Source organism: Acidovorax sp. Q11 (genome assembly GCF_054950075.1).
This window is the reverse complement of sequence record NZ_JBUDZG010000009.1, coordinates 58,800-76,925: the sequence shown is the minus strand read 5'-3', so window position 1 is coordinate 76,925 and position 18,126 is coordinate 58,800. Positions and strand designations below refer to the sequence as shown.

Here is an 18,126-nt window from a genome sequence, read left to right as displayed (position 1 = left end):
ACGGCCCCGCCCACAAACCAAGCCGGTCCCAAGCCAAGCGCCCCACGCTGCTGAAATGGTTTGGCAGCGCCTTTCAAAGGAGCTTGGAATCTCATGGAAATCTTCGACTACGACAACATCCTTTTGCTGCCGCGCAAGTGCCGGGTGGAAAGCCGCTCGGAATGCGATGCCAGCGTGGAGCTGGGCGGGCGCTCGTTCCGGCTGCCGGTGGTGCCGTCCAACATGAAAACGGTGGTGGACGAAAAAATCTGCACCTGGATGGCGAAGAACGGCTACTTCTACGTGATGCACCGCTTTGACCTGGACAACGTCCAGTTCGTGAAGGACATGCACGCACAGGGCTGCTACGCATCCATCTCACTGGGCGTGAAGCAACCTGACTACGACACCGTGGACCAGCTGGTGGCCCTGGGTCTCACGCCCGAGTACATCACCATCGACATCGCCCACGGCCATGCCGACAGCGTGAAGAACATGATCGGCTATCTGAAGGACAAGCTGCCCAAGTCCTTTGTGATTGCGGGCAACGTGGCCACGCCCGAGGCCGTGATCGACCTGGAAAACTGGGGCGCCGATGCCACCAAGGTGGGCGTGGGCCCGGGCAAGGTGTGCATCACCAAGCTCAAGACCGGTTTTGGCACGGGCGGCTGGCAGCTGTCGGCGCTGAAGTGGTGCGCGCGTGTGGCCACCAAGCCCATCATTGCCGACGGCGGCATCCGCAGCCACGGCGACATCGCCAAGAGCATCCGCTTTGGCGCGAGCATGGTGATGATCGGCTCGCTGTTTGCAGGGCATGAGGAATCGCCCGGCCAGACCGTAGAAGTGGATGGCGCGCTCTACAAGGAGTACTACGGCTCGGCCAGCGACTTCAACAAGGGCGAGTACAAGCACGTCGAAGGCAAGCGCATCCTGGAGCCGATCAAGGGCCGGCTCGCCAACACGCTCATCGAGATGGAGCAGGATGTGCAAAGCTCCATCAGCTATGCCGGTGGCAAGAAGCTGATGGACATCCGCAAGGTGAACTACGTGATCCTGGGTGGCGACAACGCGGGTGAACACCTGCTGATGTAAAACCCGCGCCTGCCGGGCGCCGTGCACCATGCCAAGGCCTCACCGCAGGCTACATCCGCAGCAGGTTCTGCGCCATGTGGTGCAAGTCCTTGCCGGGCTGGGCCAGGGTGTCGAGGATGCTGAAATGGTGCAGCCCCGGCAGCACCTGGCAGCGCGGCACCGAGTGAACACCCCAGGCCTGCTGCACCAGGCCATTCTGGCGGTGGAATTCTTCGCTCTCATCCCCGCCCGCCACGCAGTAAAGAATGCCGTGCTCGGGCGCCAGCAGGCGCGCGGGGCTGTCCTGCAGCACATGCTGGTCGGTCAGGTGCAGCGCCTCTTGCAGAAAAGGGGTGTGCATCAAAGGCTCCAGGTCGTGCAGCCCCGAGATCGACAGCGCGTTGCGCACCAGCCCATCCGGCAGGCCCGCACCGATCAGCGGCCACACACTCGTCAGCAACATGGCCGCCAGATGCCCGCCCGCCGAATGCCCGGCCACGGTGATGCGCCGCGCATCCCCGCCATGGGCCTCGATGTTGCGCGCCACCCAGGCAACCGCTTTTTCCATCTGCCGCACGATGTGCGGAATCGTGACCGGCGCCTCGGGCGTGCCCGGGCACAGCGCGTAGTTCACCACCACCACACAAAAGCCCGCCTGGTTGAACGGGGGGGCGATGAAGGAATGGTCGGATTTGTCGAGGGCCCGCCAGTAGCCACCGTGGATGAACACCAGCACCGGCACCGGGGCCCCGGCTGGGCGCGGAGAGGGGAAAATGTCCAGAGTTTCCCCAGCGCCTGGCCCATACGCCACATCCAGCACACAAGGCACCTGGGCGCGGACTTGCGCCGAATCCTGCGCCCAGCGCTGCAGGTAGTCCATGTGATCGGGAACCAGCGCACGGTTGTTGTACATGCGCTCCAGCCAGGCCGGGTCGTTCAGGGGCAAGCTCATGGGCGATGTCTCCTTGGGGCAAAAACAGCTTGGGGCATCATCTTTCCATTCGCTCCAGGCTGCAAGCTCCGTGACAGGCTGGTGCACCAAAAAGGCACATGATGGCAGCAGAGACAGCCTTTTATCCCAGCAAAAAGAAGCACGCCATGACCACTACACCCCTGCGCATCGCCGTTCTCGGCATTGGCATGATGGGCCTGCCCATGGCCCGCCGCCTGAGCGAAGCGGGCCACAAAGTGCGGGCCTGGAACCGCACCCGCGCCAAGGCAGAACCGCTGGCCTTGTATGGCGTCACCGTGAGCGATACGCCCGCAGAAGCCGTGCAGGACGCCGACATCGTGATCAGCCTGCTCGAAAACGGCCCCGTGGTCGGCCAGGTGCTGTTTGACCTGGGCGCCGCCCGGGCCATGCGCAAAGGCAGCCTGTTCATCGACATGGCCTCCATCCAGCCCAGCGAAGCCCGCGACCATGCCGCGCGCCTGGGCGAGCTGGGCGTGGCGCACCTGGACGCCCCGGTCTCCGGCGGCACCGTGGGCGCCGAAGCGGGCACCCTGGCCATCATGGTCGGCGGCCGCCCCGAAGACTACCAACGGGCCCTGCCCGTGTTTGCCCCCCTGGGCCGCGCCACGCATGTGGGCCCCCACGGTTCCGGGCAACTCGCCAAACTGGCCAACCAGATGATTGTGGGCATCACGATTGGTGCCGTGGCCGAGGCGCTGCTGTTTGCCGCCAACGGCGGGGCTGACATGGCCAAGGTCCGCGAGGCCATCAGTGGCGGCTTTGCCGACAGCCGCATCCTGCAGCTGCATGGGCAGCGCATGGTGGAACGCGACTTCGCCCCCCGGGGCCGCATGGCCGTACAGCTCAAGGACATGCGCAACGCCATGGCCACCGCCCATGAGACCGGCTTTGATGCCCCCATCACCGCTCTGTTCGAGGCCCTGTATGCCGACGGTGTCGAGCATGGCCTGGGCGATCTGGACCACAGCGGACTCTTCGTGGAACTGGCCAGCCGCAACGCGATGCAGTGAAAATTTTTGGCCCGACTTGCCAACAGCCAAAAAACTAGTGCATAATTCGAGGCTCTGCAGCAACGCAGACAGATTTTAAAAAGATTTGGGTTCTTAGCTCAGTTGGTAGAGCAGCGGACTCTTAATCCGTAGGTCGAGTGTTCGAGTCACTCAGGACCCACCAAATCGAAGCCGCAAGGCACAAAAAGCCTGCTACCTATAAGTAGCAGGCTTTTTTGTTTTCAGAACAACTGCCCCACTCTTGCAACCAGTACGCGCGCACCGCCCGGAAACCTGCCGGTGCATGCTCTGACCTCCGGGCCACACGGCCTTGGTGTCCGCCTTCCTCAGGCGGCAACGAATGCGCCCTCCCCTTAGACGGCCATCTCCCCGCCATCCGCACTGCCGCCGCCAAAGGCAGCGGTTCTGTCGTGGCGCGCGGTCTGGCAGCCATTTTTTTGACCATTGAATCCAAGCGCCCCCTTGCCTCGTACCCATGGCAGAAACATTTCCAAGAGGTCTGGCGGCAATTGCAAACAAATGTCTCCCCACCGTTTGCAGCCGAACCGCATGGCTACACTTTGTCAAACCCATGACACACCGGTAAGGCACGCCCACGACGCCACTCCCACCCGGAACGAGACACCCACAACACCGTGACATCCAGACCAAAAACAACCGGCGCGTCCTCCATCCTGCTTGCACTCATCGCCGTCGGCCTGATCTCGCTGCCCCACCCTGTTGCCAACGCACAGTCCTCCAAATCGCGTGACGCCGGGGCCAGGGATCGCAGCCAGGCCAGATCGGAACGCGACGCAGTGCGCAGCAGCAAGGCTGCGCCCGCAGACGCTGGAGCCGGTGCAGCCCATGCATCAGTGGCCCCGCCACTGCCGTCCCGGCAGTGGAAGGTCAGCCTCAAGGATCTTGGCGTGTCACGCCCCATTGCCCTGCGCGGCGTGGAGAGCGAAGCCAGCGTGGGCGTGGGCGTGCGGCGCGACGAGGCGGTGGAATCAGCCCGGCTGCGCCTGACCTTCACGCTGTCTCCGGCCTTGATCCCGGTGCTGTCGCACCTCAAGGTGATGCTCAACGACGAAACGCTGCAAACCCTTGTCCTCGACAAGGAGCGTCTGGGCACGCCACAGACCGTCGAACTCAACATCGACCCACGCTACTTCACCGACTACAACCGTTTCCGCTTCCAGTTCATCGGCCACTACACGATGGAATGCGAAACGCCCAACCATTCGAGCCTGTGGGCCACCATCAGCAATGAGAGCCAGCTGGAACTCTCACTGCGCCAGATCCCGCTGCGTGACGATCTGGCCCTGTTGCCCGCACCGTTCTTCGACCCACGCGACAACCGGGCGGTCAGCCTGCCCTTTGTGTACGGCGACAAGCCCAGCACGGGCACGCTCAAGGCGTCGGGCTCCATTGCAAGCTGGATCGGCATGCTGGCGGGTTACCGTGGCAACCAGTTTCCGGTGTTTGAAAACCAGCTGCCCCGCCAGCACGCCGTGGTGCTGGCCACCAACAACAACCGCCCCGCCTTCCTGCAGACCCTGCCAGCGGTGGACGAACCCACGCTGTCCGTCGTGCCACACCCCGACATGCCAGGCGCCAAGCTGCTGCTGGTGCTGGGCAAGGACGATGCGCAGCTGCAGATGGCGGCGGACGCGCTGGCCCTGGGCAAGGCTGCGCTCTCGGGGCAGAGCATCACCGTCAAGTCGCTGGAGTACCCGGCCTTGGCCAAGCCGTACGACGCGCCCCGGTGGATCACGACCCAACGGCCTGTGAAGCTTGCCGAACTGGTGTCCAGCGCTTCGGAGCTGCAACTGCGCGGCTCGGTGCTCAACGACACGGTGAACGTCTACACCCGCATGGCGCCCGACCTGTTCACCTGGAACGCCAAGGGTGTGCCGCTGGACCTGACCTACCGCTACACGCCCAACAGTGTTTCGGACCATGGCGCGCTCAACATCTCGATCAACAACCAGTTCATCCAGTCCTACCCGCTGCAGTCGCGCGAAGACCGCACCAGTGGCAAGAGCACCATCATGCTGCCCCTGTTCGACGATGGCAGTGCCCAGACCCGTTCGGACCTGAAGATCCCGGCCTTCATGATCGGCGGTGACAACCAGCTGCAGTTTGCCTTCCAGATCCCGCCCAACGACCTGGGCCGCTGCCGCTCGGCACCGCCCACCGAGTTGTTCGCAGCCATCGACCCGCAGTCCACCATCGACCTCACGGCCTTTCGCCACTATCTGGCCATGCCCAACCTGGCTGCCTATGCCAACAGCGGTTTCCCGTTCACGCGGGTGCCCGACCTGGCGCAGACGTCCATCATCCTGCCCAACCGGCCCACGCCATCCGATGTGGAAGTGTTCCTCACGGCCGTGGGCCGCATGAGCGCATCCACCGGCTATCCTGGCACGCGCTTCAGGCTGCTCAGCGCGGCCGATGCCGACAAGGCGGCCGACACCGACATCCTGGTCATTTCTCAGGGAGACAGCGACGGACTGCTTGAAAAATGGAAGAGCCACCTGCCAGCCCTGCTGGCAGCGGGCGCACGTTCGGTGCAACCACTGGAACGCGCGATAGGTTCTTTCTTCGATCTTTTCAACCTGGAGCCCCACCAGCGCCTGTCGGCCTCGGGGGGCCAGGCCGTGCTGCAGGGCAAAGGCCCGCTGGCAGCCGTGACGGGCTTCGAATCGCCCCTGAGCAGCGGGCGCAGCGTGGTGGCCCTCACCGCCACCGACAAGGATGCCATGTCCCTGTTGAGCCAGGGCCTGAATGACGCGGGCAAAATCAAGAGCCTGCGTGGCGACCTGGGACTGATGCGCGGCGACGCCATCGAAAGCTTCCGCATCAAGCCCGTGTACTACGTGGGTGACCTGCCCTGGTGGCAGCGCCTGTGGTTCCACATGCACAGCCATCCGCTGTTGCTGGCCCTCGTGGGCATTGGTACCGGCCTGCTGCTGACTTTCATCGTCTACGCAGCGCTGCGCAGCATGGCGCGGCGCCGACTGGCTGCACACCATGACTAAGCCCGTTCATCGCCGCGCCGCCTTGCAGACCTGCGCCAGTGCCGCCCTGCTGGCCTGCTTCCCGGGGGCCCAGGCCCAGTCAACCGCAGCGGGCGGAGGCCGCACCGCCTGGCCCGCCTGGGACGCTTTCAAAGCCCAGTTCATCAACGAAGGTGGCCGCGTGGTCTCTGACGACGATGGGGGTGGCCAGACCTATTCCGAAGGCCAGTCCTACGCACTTTTCTTTGCGCTGGTGGCAAACGACCGGCCCATGTTCGACAAGCTGCTGCGCTGGACCGAGAACAACCTCTGCGAAGGCGACATGACCGCACGCCTGCCCGCATGGCTCTGGGGCCGCCGACCCGATGGCAGCTGGGGCGTGATCGACAGCAACGCCGCGTCGGATGCCGACCTGTGGATTGCCTACGCGCTGGGCGAGGCCGGCCGCCTGTGGAACGAGCGCAGCTACCGTGCACTTTCGGCCCTGCTGGCCGCACGCGTGCTGCGCGAGGAAACCGCCGACATCCCGGGCCTGGGCCCCACGCTGCTGCCCGCGCCCAAGGGGTTCGTGCAGCCCAACGGCCGCTGGCGCCTGAACCCCAGCTACATGCCCATGCACCTGATGCACTGGCTGGCCGCCAGTGACTACGACCCGCAATGGAAAAAACTGGTGGACAGCTCGCTCAAAGTCATCCGTGGCGCATCGCCCAAGGGCTTCACCCCGGACTGGACCGTGTACGACTCCAAGCAGGGATTCCTGATCGACGCCGAGGGCAAGGAAAAAGGCCAGGGCACCTACAACGCCATCCGTGTCTACCTGTGGGCCGGTGTGATGCATGCCGATGCGCCCGGTCGCAAGGCGCTGCTCGACACTCTGGCGCCCATGGCCCGCTATGTGCGCGAGCAGGGCTATCCGCCCGAATCCATCGATATCCTGACCGGGCAGGCCTCAGGCCCTGCGCCCTCGGGCTTTTCGGCTGCGATGCTGCCCTTTCTGCGCGCCATGGGGGATGACAAGGCACTGCAGTCGCAGCGCATGCGCCTGGAGGCACGCCCCCTGCGGCCCAAGGCCTACTATGAGCAGGTGCTGGCCCTGTTTGGCCAGGGTGCATTCGAAGGGCAGTACCGCTTCACAGCAACGGGCCAGCTCCTGGCGCGGTGGAAGCCGTGACCCGAGCCCTCCGCCGCCCCCGCCATTGGCTGCCTTCCATCACACTGCTGGCCGCAGCCTGCCTTCCCCCAGTCCAGGGCGTACACGCCAGCACGCCGTCGGCTGTCGAGGCCGAACTGCTCAGCGGTGCCCGCATGTGGGCATCCAAGAACCGCCCCGACATGGCCCGCCAATTGGTGGACAAGGTCCTGGCCATGGACCCCTACTCGCCCCAGGGACTGGGCACGCTCGGCGACCTGGCGCTGCGCGAGAAAAAGATGGACGAAGCCAAGCGCATCCTCGACACCCTGCGCAGCCGCCACCCTGGCCACGCGGTCACCCAGGAGCTGGAGACCCTGGTGCGGGTCTATGGCAGCGAACGTGAAAAGCTCTCGCAAATGCGCCTCATGGCGCGTGCGGGCCGCAAGGCCGAAGCTGCCGACCTGGCGCGCGAGCTGTTTCCACAAGGCCCTCCTACCCTGGGGGGACTGGCATTGGAGTACCACCAGATCCTCGGCTCCAGCACCAAGCGCAATGCCGACTCCCTGCGCCAGTTGGGCAAGCTGTACCAAGAGACCGGTGAGTCGCGCTACCGACTGGCGCAGCTCGAAATGCGCATGTACCAGGGCGAGAATCCCACTACCGTGGTGCAGGAAATCGAATCGCTGGCCAAGCAAGCCGACGTCAACGCCCAGCAATTGCAGGACCTGTGGCGCCGTGCCATGGACCGGCTAGCCAACACCTCCGCCAACCTGCCCCGCGTGCGTGCTTTCCTGCTGCGTTACCCTGGCGACCAGGCCATGGAAGATCGCCTGGCCGCCATGCAACAGGCCGTCGAGCGGGCCGCCCGGGCGGCCCGCGACCCCGCCAACCTGGCACGCAATGCCGCACGGGCAGCCCTGGACCAGGGCAACACCGAATTGGCTGAAGAACAGCTCCAGGCAGCACTGGCCTTGCGCCCCAACGACGGAGGCAGCCTGGGCAACCTCGGGCTCATCCGTCTGCGCCAGGGTGAACATGCCCAGGCCCAGGAGCTGTTTGGCCAGGCCTATGCGCTGACCCGCCAGGGCAAATGGAAAGAACTGCAGGAGACGGCTCGGTTCTGGGGCTTTCTGCGGCAGGCAGACCGGGCCATCGAGAAGAACGAACTGTCTACGGCCGCGAGCCTGGCCGAGCGGGCGCTGGCCCTGCAACCCGGCAACGCAGAGGCGCTGACCACACTGGCCAGCATCCGCGACCTGCAAGGGGACCACGCGCTGGCCGAAAACCTGTATCTGGACGCGCTGCGGCATGAAGCCAACAGCAGCGCTGCCGTCAAAGGGCTGGCCGGGTTGTATGCCCGCACCCAGCGCTCAGGCAAAGCACTGGCCTTGCTGGCCGAGGCTGCCACCCGTGACGCAGCCCTGGGGGCAAAGCTCGCAGGCACACAGGCCGACATCTTGGTCGCCCAGGCCGAAGAGCACCTGCAGGCGCAGCGCCTCAGTGCAGCGCTGCGCGCCCTCGAATCTGCTGTGGTGTCGGCCCCGGGCGATGCCTGGGTGCGGCATCGCCTGGCACGGTTGTACCTGCGGCTGAACCTGCCCAAGGAAGCACTGAATGTCATGGACGAAGGCATGGCAAACGCCACAGCCGCCCCACCGGGAACGGCCGGCAGTGCCATGCTGTACGCGCGGGCACTGATCCGCTCTGCAGTGGATGACGACCAAGGGGCGCTAGCAGATCTGGCTCAGATTCCATCCGGCGAGCGCACCGAATCGATGCAGGCACTGAACCGGCGCTCCACCGTCAATGCGCTGGTGGCGCAGGCAGCCGCCAGCCGCCAGCCCGCCGAGGCGCAAGCCCTGCTCGCACGGGCCGAGCAGACCGCAGGCAACGATGCCGAGCTGCTCTACACCGTAGCCAATGCCTGGTTCCGCCGGGCACAGCCCCTGCGAGGCGTGGCAGTGTTCAACCGGTTGGCAGCGCGCGCCCCCCGAATGGAGCCACAGGCGCAGCTCGACCATGCCCAGTTGCTCAACCGTGCACAGGACGATGCCACACTGGCCGAACACCTGCCCCGCCTGTTGCAATCACCGGGCTGGAACGTCGAGCAAGAAGCGCGCCTTGTGGCCCTCTACACCGCCCACCGCGAGCGGCTCATCGAACAGCAGCGCCAGGCCGGTAACCTCACCGAAGCCGTGCGCATGGCACGCCAGCCACTGCAGCTGCCAACCCCAGCCGCCTTTCCCGATGCGGTCCAGCAGCGTGCGCAAACGCAGGCCCGCCTGTTGATGGCGGCGGGCGAGTATGCCGATGCCGCCCGGCTGCTCGCACCGCTTGCCAAAGCGCAGCCCGACGGCCCGGACCTGCGCATGGCCCTGGCGGATGCGCTGTCGCGCCTCGGCGATGCACGCGGGGCCACCGAACACGCCCTGTGGCTGCAAGACCATCTTCCCCCCAACGACGCCGGACAGCAGCTGGCGCTGCTGCGCATCTGGCAACGCGCTGGCCGCATGGAGGAAGCGCGAGCCCTTTCCACGCGATTGCTGCAGGCTTTCCCCCAAGACAGCGACGTTCTTCTGCATGCCGCGCGGCTGGAACGCGCCAACCGCAACTATGCGCAGGCGCTGGTGTTTTTCCGCAGCGCTCTGATGCTGGAGACGCGCGGCGGCACCCCCGCGACCGCCGACCCCACCCCGACCGAGGCGATGGATGCAGAGCCCCCGCTGGCGCTGCAAAAGAGCTACGCGCTTTCGTTGCCCGTAGATCCGATGGTGGTGGCCAAGATCCAGGGCGAGATCGATGCCATCGAGGCCCGGCGACAGGTCTGGATCGAGGCCGCGCACACCGGGCTGCGCAAGAACTCCACCGAGGGCATCTCCAGCCTGCGCGGCTGGGAACGCCCCCTCGTCGCATGGATGCCACGCGGCTATGACGGGCACTATTTTCTGCACGTGGACCGGGTCAAGCTCAATGCAGGGGACTTGCCTGCCGATGGCTCGGACCTGCTGGACTTTGGCCAGATGGCCGCCCTGCCCCCGGGCTCGCCCCTGAACTACCGCCGCCAGCGTGGCGCGGGCACCAACCTGGGCTTCGGCTTTGTGGGCGACGACATCCAATGGGACATCGGCACTACGGGCGTGGGCTTCCCGGTGACCAACGTGGTGGGGGGGCTGGCAAAAACCGGCGCACTGGGCCGCTACGGCTACAAGCTCGAAGCGTTCCGTCGCCCCATCACAGGCAGCCTGCTGTCCTATGCCGGTGCCCGTGACCCTGTCTCTGGCGAGATCTGGGGCGGCGTGGTGGCCACTGGTGCCGCTGCGCGCCTGTCCACCGACTTCGGCCCCTACAGCAGCTCGGTGAGCCTGAATCTCGCGGCCCTGACTGGCAAGAACGTGGAAAACAACACCCGCGCCCAACTGCGCGTGGCTGTGGACCGCGACGTCTGGCGCGGCAGCCACAGCGTGGTCAACATGGGCGTGGCGTTTTCCGCCTGGCACTACGGCAAGGACCTGTCGGAATACAGCTTCGGCCACGGTGGCTACTACAGCCCGCGCAGCTACGCATCGCTTGCATTGCCTGTGGAATGGAGCGGTCGCCACGGGGCCCTCACCTGGCTGGCGCGGGGTTCGGTATCGGTATCGCGCAGCAGCAGCGCCGACAGCGACTATTTCCCGCAGAGCGCGCTGCTGCAGGCGCTGGCGCGTGCGCGCCTGACAGAAAGCGGCAATGTTCCGGTGTACCCAGGCAGTTCAGGCTCGGGGGTTGGCCGATCGTTCCGGGGCGTGCTGGAGTACCAGGTCACCCGCAATCTTTCGCTCGGCGCCCAACTGGAGCTGGACCGCTCCGCCTACTACGCCCCCACCAACCTCATGGTGTATGGCCGCTACCGCTTTGACCCGGTGCTGGCGCCGCTAGAAAACCGCCCGCGCCCCGTCCAGCCTTATTCGAGTTTCTGAGATGTCCACCGCCTCTTCTTCCCCGTACAAAGGCCCTCCGCCTCCAGGGCGAGTGCGTGCCTGGCTCCGGCGCCTGCGCCTGCGCCTTTTCTCCGGCCAGGGGCCTGACGGAGGCACAACCCCCACACACATCGGCATCGAAGGTCTGCCCGATGGCGTGGACCAGTTGCCTGCGCATGTCCCTGTCTCGCTGGTCGCAGCCGATGCGCCCAGTGCTGCGCTGTGGTTCCCCGCGCTGCTGGAGGACGCCCTCGCTGTAGGCCCCGTGGGCCTGGTCGCATCCGACACGTCATGGGTGGACGGCCTGCTGCGGCGCCCGGCCCTGCAGGCCGCCTACCGCGCCGGCCGCTTGCAGCTATGGGTGCTATCGCCCGGCCTGCAGGCCGAGGTGCGGCTCCATGGGCTCCTGTCCTTGATGCAGGAACTGGAACGCACAGGCCTGAGCGATGCACATGCGCTGTTTGTCTGTGACGCCCAGGGCCTGTTCACAGGCCTCAGCGTGGCGGAGCTGGCCCGGGTAAGCCGCCAGCTCAGCACCGTGTGCCGCGAGCGCGCACGCCCTGTGGTGCTGGGATTCTTCCCGCCGCTGGAGCCTGAAGTGCTTCTGCCCGCCTTGCGCAATCTGTGCCAGATGTCCATGCACATTGCCACCTTGCGCACCGATGCGGACCGCTGGAGCCTGGGCCTGGAGCGCTGGAATACCGATGGCGGCGCGCTCTTCCAGACGGCCTTCGGGCTGCTGCGCGACGACACATCGGGCCGCCTGGTGGCAGACGGCACGCGCACGCGGGGGGCCGCGCGTGAGTTGGTCGAAGCGGCGGACCAGTCCGAGGTCATCGCCACGCGTGCTTCCATCGAAGGCCAGCGTGGTGTGCCCGGCCACTGGAGCATCGTCGAGGGCTTGGCCGACCTGGAGATTGCGGCCGCCGCCAGTGTGGCTGCCACCGTGCTCCTGGATGCAGGCCAGGCGTCAGACTTCGAATCCCGTGCACGCCTGGTGCATCAGCTGCGCCTGTCGCGTCCACTCACGCTCAAGATCGTGGTGCGGGAAAACCTGGGAAAGCTGCGCACACACAGCGAGCAGGCCCTGCTGCAACTGGGCGCCAGCGCAGTGGTCTACAAGGAGGTGGGGTTTTCTCGGCTCCTGCAGCTGCTGCAGGACATCAACGCCCAAAGCCACACCCGCAAGGTGCACCCTGACTACGAGCAGGCTCTGGGCAGCTTCATGCCTGCACGCGAGCGGGGCTACCAGCCACCGGCGCAGTTCTGTGCACTGGTGCGCAGCATGCTGGACCGCACACATGCGATTGGCCTGTCGCACAGCCTGGTGCGACTGAACGTGCTGGCACAGATCCCGCACCTGGATGCGCTGCGCGCCTGCCACACCGCACGCGACGGCGACCTCTTCACCGCCGACCATGAAGCGGTGTACGTCTTCCTGTTCGCCTGCCGGGAACCCGATGTGGACTTGGCGCTGCACCGCCTTTTTTCTCTGCCCTTGACCCAGTTGTTTTCATCCGAAGCCACCGACTGCTCGGAAACAGGCATCCGAGCCATGACCGGTCACCTGCAAGAGGCCCTGCGCAAGGGCTTGCCCGACTACAGCGCGCTGCTGGACCACGCCCCCGCTGCAGCGGCAGTCGCCACTGCTGCGCCTGCCTCCATGCCGCCCCTTCCCTCGCCCACACTGCCTGCACCGCCCTCTGGCACCGGCGCCGTGCATGTCGCAGCAGGCCCCAGCGTGCAGCACCGCCCTATTGCTCGGCGTGCCGTGCCGCGCCCTACCGGGAGGTCCGTGGCATGACACTGCTGATGTTGCTGCTCTACATGCTGCTGGGTGCCCTGCTGGCCTGGCCCTGCTGGTTGCTGCTGCGCCGTGCGCAACGGGCACGCCAGCCACTGCGCTGCGTGAGGCCCTACCGGCCCGAACTGCCGCAAACAGATGCGGCTGCTGCGCCAACGCCACCTTCCGCACCCTGAGTGAACGAATGAACAGAGACTTTGCATGCGTGTGATTGCCGTTGTATCGCCACTCGGAGGAGTGGGGAGAACCACCCTGACTGCCCATCTGGCCACGCTCCTGGCGCGCCAGGGCCAGCGCAGCTTGGCGGTGGAGCTGTGCGCCCAGAACCTGCTGGGTCGGCACCTGGGCATGCGCGAGGCCAGCGCCGCCGGCTGGGCCCGCGCAGCGGCCGACGGACAATGGTGGGCTGAAAACGGATTTGACAATTCGGACGGTGTGCGAGTCCTGCCTTTTGGCGAAGCGCCCCTGGAGACCGCCCACACCCTGCACCAGCTGCTGCAGGCACAGCCGCGCTGGCTGCAGGACCAGATCGAACTGCTGGACATCCCCTCTGATTGCATTGTGCTGCTGGACACTCCCTTGTGGCCCTCACCCTGGGCCCAGGCCGCACTGCACTGCGCCGACAGCGTGCTGGTCGCACTGGAAGCCTCTGCCCGCGCCTGTGCGGCCCTGGGCAGGGTGCAGGCCCTGCTGCGCAGCGCTGCAGCAGCACCCGGCGAGCAGGGTGTGCTGGTCACCCGCTTCGATCCTCGCCGGGTCTCCCATCGCGAGGCCTTGCAGACTCTGCGCGAACAATGGGGAGAGTGCCTCATCCCGTACACCTTGCACGAGGACGAGAACATCGCGCGCGCACTGGCCCGCGCCATGTGCGTGGGCAGCCTGGCGCCCCATGCACAGTCCGCCCACGACCTGCAGGGCGTGTGCAACTGGCTGGAAGGCCAGCGTGCGGCCCCCGCTTCCATGCTGGTGCCCAGCGCCACCCTGCCATGACCTACCTGCACGATACGGGGGTGGCGCCCCGTGCAAACGCCCCCCAGCCTCAGCAAGACCCTGCGAACGAAGGCTCCGGGCCAGGCCAGGTCGGGCAATGGATACGCTGGATTGCGCAGCAGCTGGAAGTGGCACCCGGTGCACCTTGGTGGATGTGGCTGTGGCGCTGCATCGTGCTGCCCACCACGCCAGAGCGTGCACTGCTGCCTTGGTTGCTGCAGCCGGGGCGCTGGCTGCTCGCAGGGCTGGTATTTTTGCTGCACTGGGGCAGGAAAGGCCTGGCCCTGCTCATGAACGGGGCGTTCTGGCCCATACGCCTCTTCCTGCGCGCAATGGACCGGTTGGCCACCCATGTCAACGTGGAGAAGGGCATGCGCCTGGCCGACCAGGTGCTGTCACCCCTCATGGAAATTCCCGGGCTTCGGTGGGTGGTGCTGGCCGTGGGCCTTCTGGCCGGGCTGGTCGTGATGACGACCCCCTTCAACTGGCTCGGGCAGACACTGTTCATGCTGCTCTGCTGGGGCCTGTCGCTGGTGCTGCGCCGCCTGCCGGGGCGCTACCCCTCGCTGGCGCTGGCGGCCATCAGCCTGCTGGCCATGGGGCGCTATGCCTGGTGGCGTGTGACCTCGTCCATCGAGTTCGAATCGGCCATTGAATCCTTCCTGGGCTACGGCCTGCTGGCCGCCGAGGCCTACACCTGGCTGGTGGTGGTGCTGGGGTTCATCCAGACCGCCTGGCCCCTGCACCGCCGCCCGGCCGACCTGCAAGGCCAGCCTGCCTCCTGGCCCACCGTCGATGTCTACATCCCCACCTACAACGAACCCCTGAGCGTGGTCCGGACCACGGTGCTGGCGTCCATGGCACTGGACTGGCCCAAGGAAAAGGTCAAGGTCTTCATCCTGGACGACGGCCGACGGGAGGAGTTCCGCGAGTTCGCCGAGTCCATGGGTGTGGGTTATATCGTGCGCCCCGACAACAATCACGCCAAGGCCGGCAACCTGAACCACGCACTGGGCAAAACCGACGGTGAGCTGATCGCCATCTTCGACTGCGACCATATCCCCACGCGCACGTTCCTGACCACGGCCGTGGGCTGGTTCCAGCGCGACCCGAAGTGCGCCATGCTGCAGACGCCGCATCACTTTTTCTCGCCCGACCCGTTCGAGCGCAACCTGGGCACCTTCCGCCGCGTGCCCAACGAGGGCGCACTGTTCTACGGACTGATCCAGGACGGCAACGATTTCTGGAACGCCACTTTCTTCTGCGGTTCCTGCGCGGTGATACGGCGCGGCCCCCTGCTGGAAGTTGGTGGCATTGCCGTAGAAACCGTGACCGAGGACGCACACACGGCCCTCAAGTTGCATCGGCGCGGCTACACCACGGCCTACATCAACGAAACCCAGGCCGCAGGGCTGGCCACCGAGAGCCTGTCGGCCCATGTGGGGCAGCGCATCCGCTGGGCGCGCGGCATGGCGCAGATCTTCCGCGTGGACAACCCCTTCCTGGGCAAGGGCCTCACGCTGTGGCAGCGCATTTGTTATGCCAATGCCATGGTGCACTTCTTCTTCGGGCTGCCGCGGCTGGTGTTCCTCACTGCGCCCATGGCCTTCTTGTTCTTCGAATGGCACATCATCAACGCGGGCGCCATCATGATCGCGCTGTACGTGCTGCCTTACATCCTGCAGTCGAATATCGCCAACGCCCACGTGCAAGGGGAGCACCGGCACACCTTCTGGGCCGAGGTCTATGAGACTGTGCTGGCCTGGTACGTGGCACTTCCCACCACGGTGGCGCTGATCAACCCGCGCCTGGGCAAGTTCAACGTGACGGCCAAGGGCGGACTGGTGGATGAGCCCTACTTCGACTGGGCAATCTCGCGCCCCTACACCGTGCTGGTGCTGCTGAACTTCGCAGCCTTTGGCATGGGGATCGTGCGCCTGTTCTTCTGGAACCCGGAAGAAACGGCCACCGTGTTGCTGAACCTCCTGTGGACCGTCTACAGCATCCTCATGCTGGGGGCCGCACTGGGCGTGGCCTCCGAGGCGCGCCAGGTGCGCCGCATGCACCGTGTCGCCACCCGGCTGCAGGCCACGCTGTACCAGGACGACGGTACGGTGTTCCAGGCCGTTTGCATCGACTTCTCCATGACAGGAGTAGGCCTGGAGCTGCCCGAAGGCACCCGACTGGCAGTGGGTGAAAAAGTCCAGGTAGGCCTGTGGCGCGGCCATTCTGAATGCACTTTCCCCGCCACCATCATGCTGCACCGGGGCCAAGGCGCCACGGGCCTGCAATTCGACCCCATGACCCGCGAACAACAGATCGACCTGGTGCAATGCACCTTTGCCCGCCCTGACACCTGGCGGCAATGGAATGACAGCCATGACATCGACCGCCCCTTGCACGGTCTTCAGGAGATCGCCCAGCTCGGCGTGCTCGGCTACCGCAAGTTCTGGGAATCGCTGCTGGAAGCTGCCCGCAGCCGCTGGCCCACCGGGAGCCAACGCAAACAACAGGGACTGGGCGCATGAGCTACTGGAACCTGTACTTCCTGGTCAAGGTCGGCCTCTACTTCACGGGCTACATCGGTTTCAGTTGGTGGCTGAACCTGCTGCTGTGGCTGGCGCTGCTGCCCCCCCTTGGCCACCGGCTGCTGAGGCGCACCCGCGCCGTGCTGGCTTGGCCAGCGGCGATTGCCCTGCTGTACTACGACTCCTACCTGCCCACTCTGGGGCGCGTGCTGTCCCAGCTCAAGGCCCTGGCGGGTTTCAGCGCCGACTACTGGATGGAGTTGGCAGGGCGGCTGGTCAACCCCACCACTGTGGCGATTGCTGTGGCTGGTGTCTTTCTGTATGCAGCATTGGCGCGACGCGTACGCTTTGCCACCTTTGCCCTGATTGGCATCTTGAGCGTGCCGCTGGTGGCAGCCCTCCAGGAGCGGGAAGCCCAGATCAACGATGCCGGAAACGCCCAGGCCAACACTGGCGACGGCTCCTCCGTTGCGGGCGCTGACGCGGCAGACCCCGACGCCCTCCTGCAAAAGTTTTATGCCAGCGAAAGCCAGAAACGGATGCAGTTCAGCACCGCAGGCGGGCCGCCCCCCTTCGACATCATTCTGCTGCATGTGTGCTCGCTGTCCTGGGACGACATGGAGTTTGTGGGCCAGCGCAACCACCCGCTGCTCCAACGCTTTGACGTGCTGTTCACCAACTTCAACAGCGCAGCCAGTTACAGCGGGCCAGCTTCGCTGCGCGTGCTGCACGGCTCGTGTGGGCAGACGCCCCACAACAAGCTGTACGAGGGCATCGATCCACAGTGTTACGTGTTTCCCAATCTGGAGAAGGTGGGCTACCAGACAGCGGCACTGCTCAACCATGATGGCGTGTACGAAGAGTACGCCCACGCCCTGGAGCAGCGTGGCGGCTTGGCGGGCAAGCTGCAACCCAACCAGAGTGCGCCCGTGCACATGCAGAACTTCGACGGCTCGCCAATCTACAACGACCACGCGCTGTTGTCGCAGTGGTGGAAGAAGCGCAGCAGCGAGCGGGGTGCCGCCCCTGTGGCGCTGTACTACAACACCATCTCACTGCACGACGGCAACCGCGTGCCGGGCATGACCTCCCGCAGCAGCCTGGACACCTACAAGCCTCGTTTGGTGCAGCTGATGGCTGATTTCGACAAGTTCATCTCGGAACTGGAAACGGCGGGCAAGCCGGTGGTGGTGGTATTGGTGCCTGAACACGGCGCATCGCTGCGCGGTGACAAGATACAGATTTCGGGCATGCGCGAGATTCCAGGCCCACGCATCACGCTGGTGCCTGCTGGCGTGAAGCTCGTGGGCATGAAGAAACAAGACCCTGCAGCCGAGCCCGCCGCGCCGGTGGTGGTGAACCAGCCCATGAGCTACCTGGGCCTGTTCACCTTGCTTGGCGACCTGCTGAGCGACAGTCCCTATGCCGACTCCGCCCGCCCACTGACCGATCGCCTGCAGGCACCGGAGACCACGCCATTCGTTTCGGAAAATGCCGACGTGATCGTGATGCGCAACGCGGCCGGCAAGTACCTGATGAAGTCGGGCAACGGAGAGTGGATTCCCTACAGCTATTGACCCACGGCGTTGGCCCAGGCCGCGCCCGAAGGCTGTGTCCCGCATAATCGGTCGCTGCGCCCGCGCACCGGGCCCTCGCCCGCCTGCGGCGTGCGTCCATCAAT

Annotated in this window: 11 protein-coding genes and 1 tRNA gene; 11 read left to right on the top strand and 1 reads right to left on the bottom strand. The window is 65.7% G+C overall.

The genetic code is table 11. The features are described from left to right. The first annotated feature begins 93 nt into the window (after window positions 1-93). A complete protein-coding gene (locus ACYZGB_RS10050; RefSeq protein WP_462388080.1) occupies window positions 94-1,071 on the top strand; it encodes a GMP reductase in 978 nt (325 codons plus the stop codon). A 49-nt stretch (window positions 1,072-1,120) separates the two neighbouring features. Here the strand turns inward: ACYZGB_RS10050 and ACYZGB_RS10045 are convergent, their stop codons facing one another. Next, window positions 1,121-2,002, bottom strand: a complete 882-nt coding sequence (locus tag ACYZGB_RS10045) for an alpha/beta hydrolase (RefSeq protein ID WP_462388079.1) — start codon at window positions 2,000-2,002, stop codon at window positions 1,121-1,123. A gap of 101 nt (window positions 2,003-2,103) precedes the next feature. Here ACYZGB_RS10045 and ACYZGB_RS10040 point away from each other — a divergent pair, with 101 nt between their 5' ends. The 10 genes from ACYZGB_RS10040 (at window position 2,104) to bcsG (ending at window position 18,022) form a co-directional block, all read left to right on the top strand. Then, the gene (locus ACYZGB_RS10040; RefSeq protein ID WP_462388078.1) at window positions 2,104-3,033 is read left to right on the top strand and encodes an NAD(P)-dependent oxidoreductase; all 930 of its coding nucleotides are present in this window, start codon (window positions 2,104-2,106) and stop codon (window positions 3,031-3,033) included. A gap of 87 nt (window positions 3,034-3,120) precedes the next feature. Then, window positions 3,121-3,196: transfer RNA gene (locus tag ACYZGB_RS10035), tRNA-Lys, on the top strand. Between the two features lie 472 nt (window positions 3,197-3,668). Beyond that, complete coding sequence (gene bcsB, locus ACYZGB_RS10030; protein WP_462388077.1) at window positions 3,669-6,056, top strand: cellulose biosynthesis cyclic di-GMP-binding regulatory protein BcsB; 2,388 nt, start codon at window positions 3,669-3,671, stop codon at window positions 6,054-6,056. Then, window positions 6,049-7,206, top strand: a complete 1,158-nt coding sequence (gene bcsZ / locus ACYZGB_RS10025; RefSeq protein WP_462388076.1) for a cellulose synthase complex periplasmic endoglucanase BcsZ — start codon at window positions 6,049-6,051, stop codon at window positions 7,204-7,206. The genes bcsB and bcsZ overlap by 8 nt, the downstream gene beginning before the upstream one ends. Next, entirely contained in the window at window positions 7,203-11,123 is a 3,921-nt protein-coding gene (locus ACYZGB_RS10020; RefSeq protein ID WP_462388075.1) for a cellulose synthase subunit BcsC-related outer membrane protein, read from the top strand. The genes bcsZ and ACYZGB_RS10020 overlap by 4 nt, the downstream gene beginning before the upstream one ends. A gap of 1 nt (window position 11,124) precedes the next feature. After that, on the top strand, window positions 11,125-12,927 hold the full coding sequence (gene bcsE, locus ACYZGB_RS10015) for a cellulose biosynthesis protein BcsE (protein ID WP_462388074.1): 1,803 nt from the start codon (window positions 11,125-11,127) through the stop codon (window positions 12,925-12,927). After that, the gene (locus ACYZGB_RS10010; RefSeq protein WP_462388073.1) at window positions 12,924-13,103 is read left to right on the top strand and encodes a hypothetical protein; all 180 of its coding nucleotides are present in this window, start codon (window positions 12,924-12,926) and stop codon (window positions 13,101-13,103) included. The genes bcsE and ACYZGB_RS10010 overlap by 4 nt, the downstream gene beginning before the upstream one ends. A gap of 25 nt (window positions 13,104-13,128) precedes the next feature. After that, complete coding sequence (gene bcsQ, locus ACYZGB_RS10005) at window positions 13,129-13,917, top strand: cellulose biosynthesis protein BcsQ (RefSeq protein ID WP_462388072.1); 789 nt, start codon at window positions 13,129-13,131, stop codon at window positions 13,915-13,917. After that, window positions 13,914-16,445 (top strand): UDP-forming cellulose synthase catalytic subunit, encoded by a 2,532-nt coding sequence (bcsA, locus tag ACYZGB_RS10000; protein ID WP_462388071.1) that lies wholly within the window; start codon window positions 13,914-13,916, stop codon window positions 16,443-16,445. The genes bcsQ and bcsA overlap by 4 nt, the downstream gene beginning before the upstream one ends. After that, window positions 16,442-18,022, top strand: a complete 1,581-nt coding sequence (gene bcsG / locus ACYZGB_RS09995) for a cellulose biosynthesis protein BcsG (RefSeq protein WP_462388070.1) — start codon at window positions 16,442-16,444, stop codon at window positions 18,020-18,022. Before bcsA ends, bcsG begins: the two co-directional genes overlap by 4 nt. The last annotated feature ends 104 nt before the right edge of the window (window positions 18,023-18,126 follow it).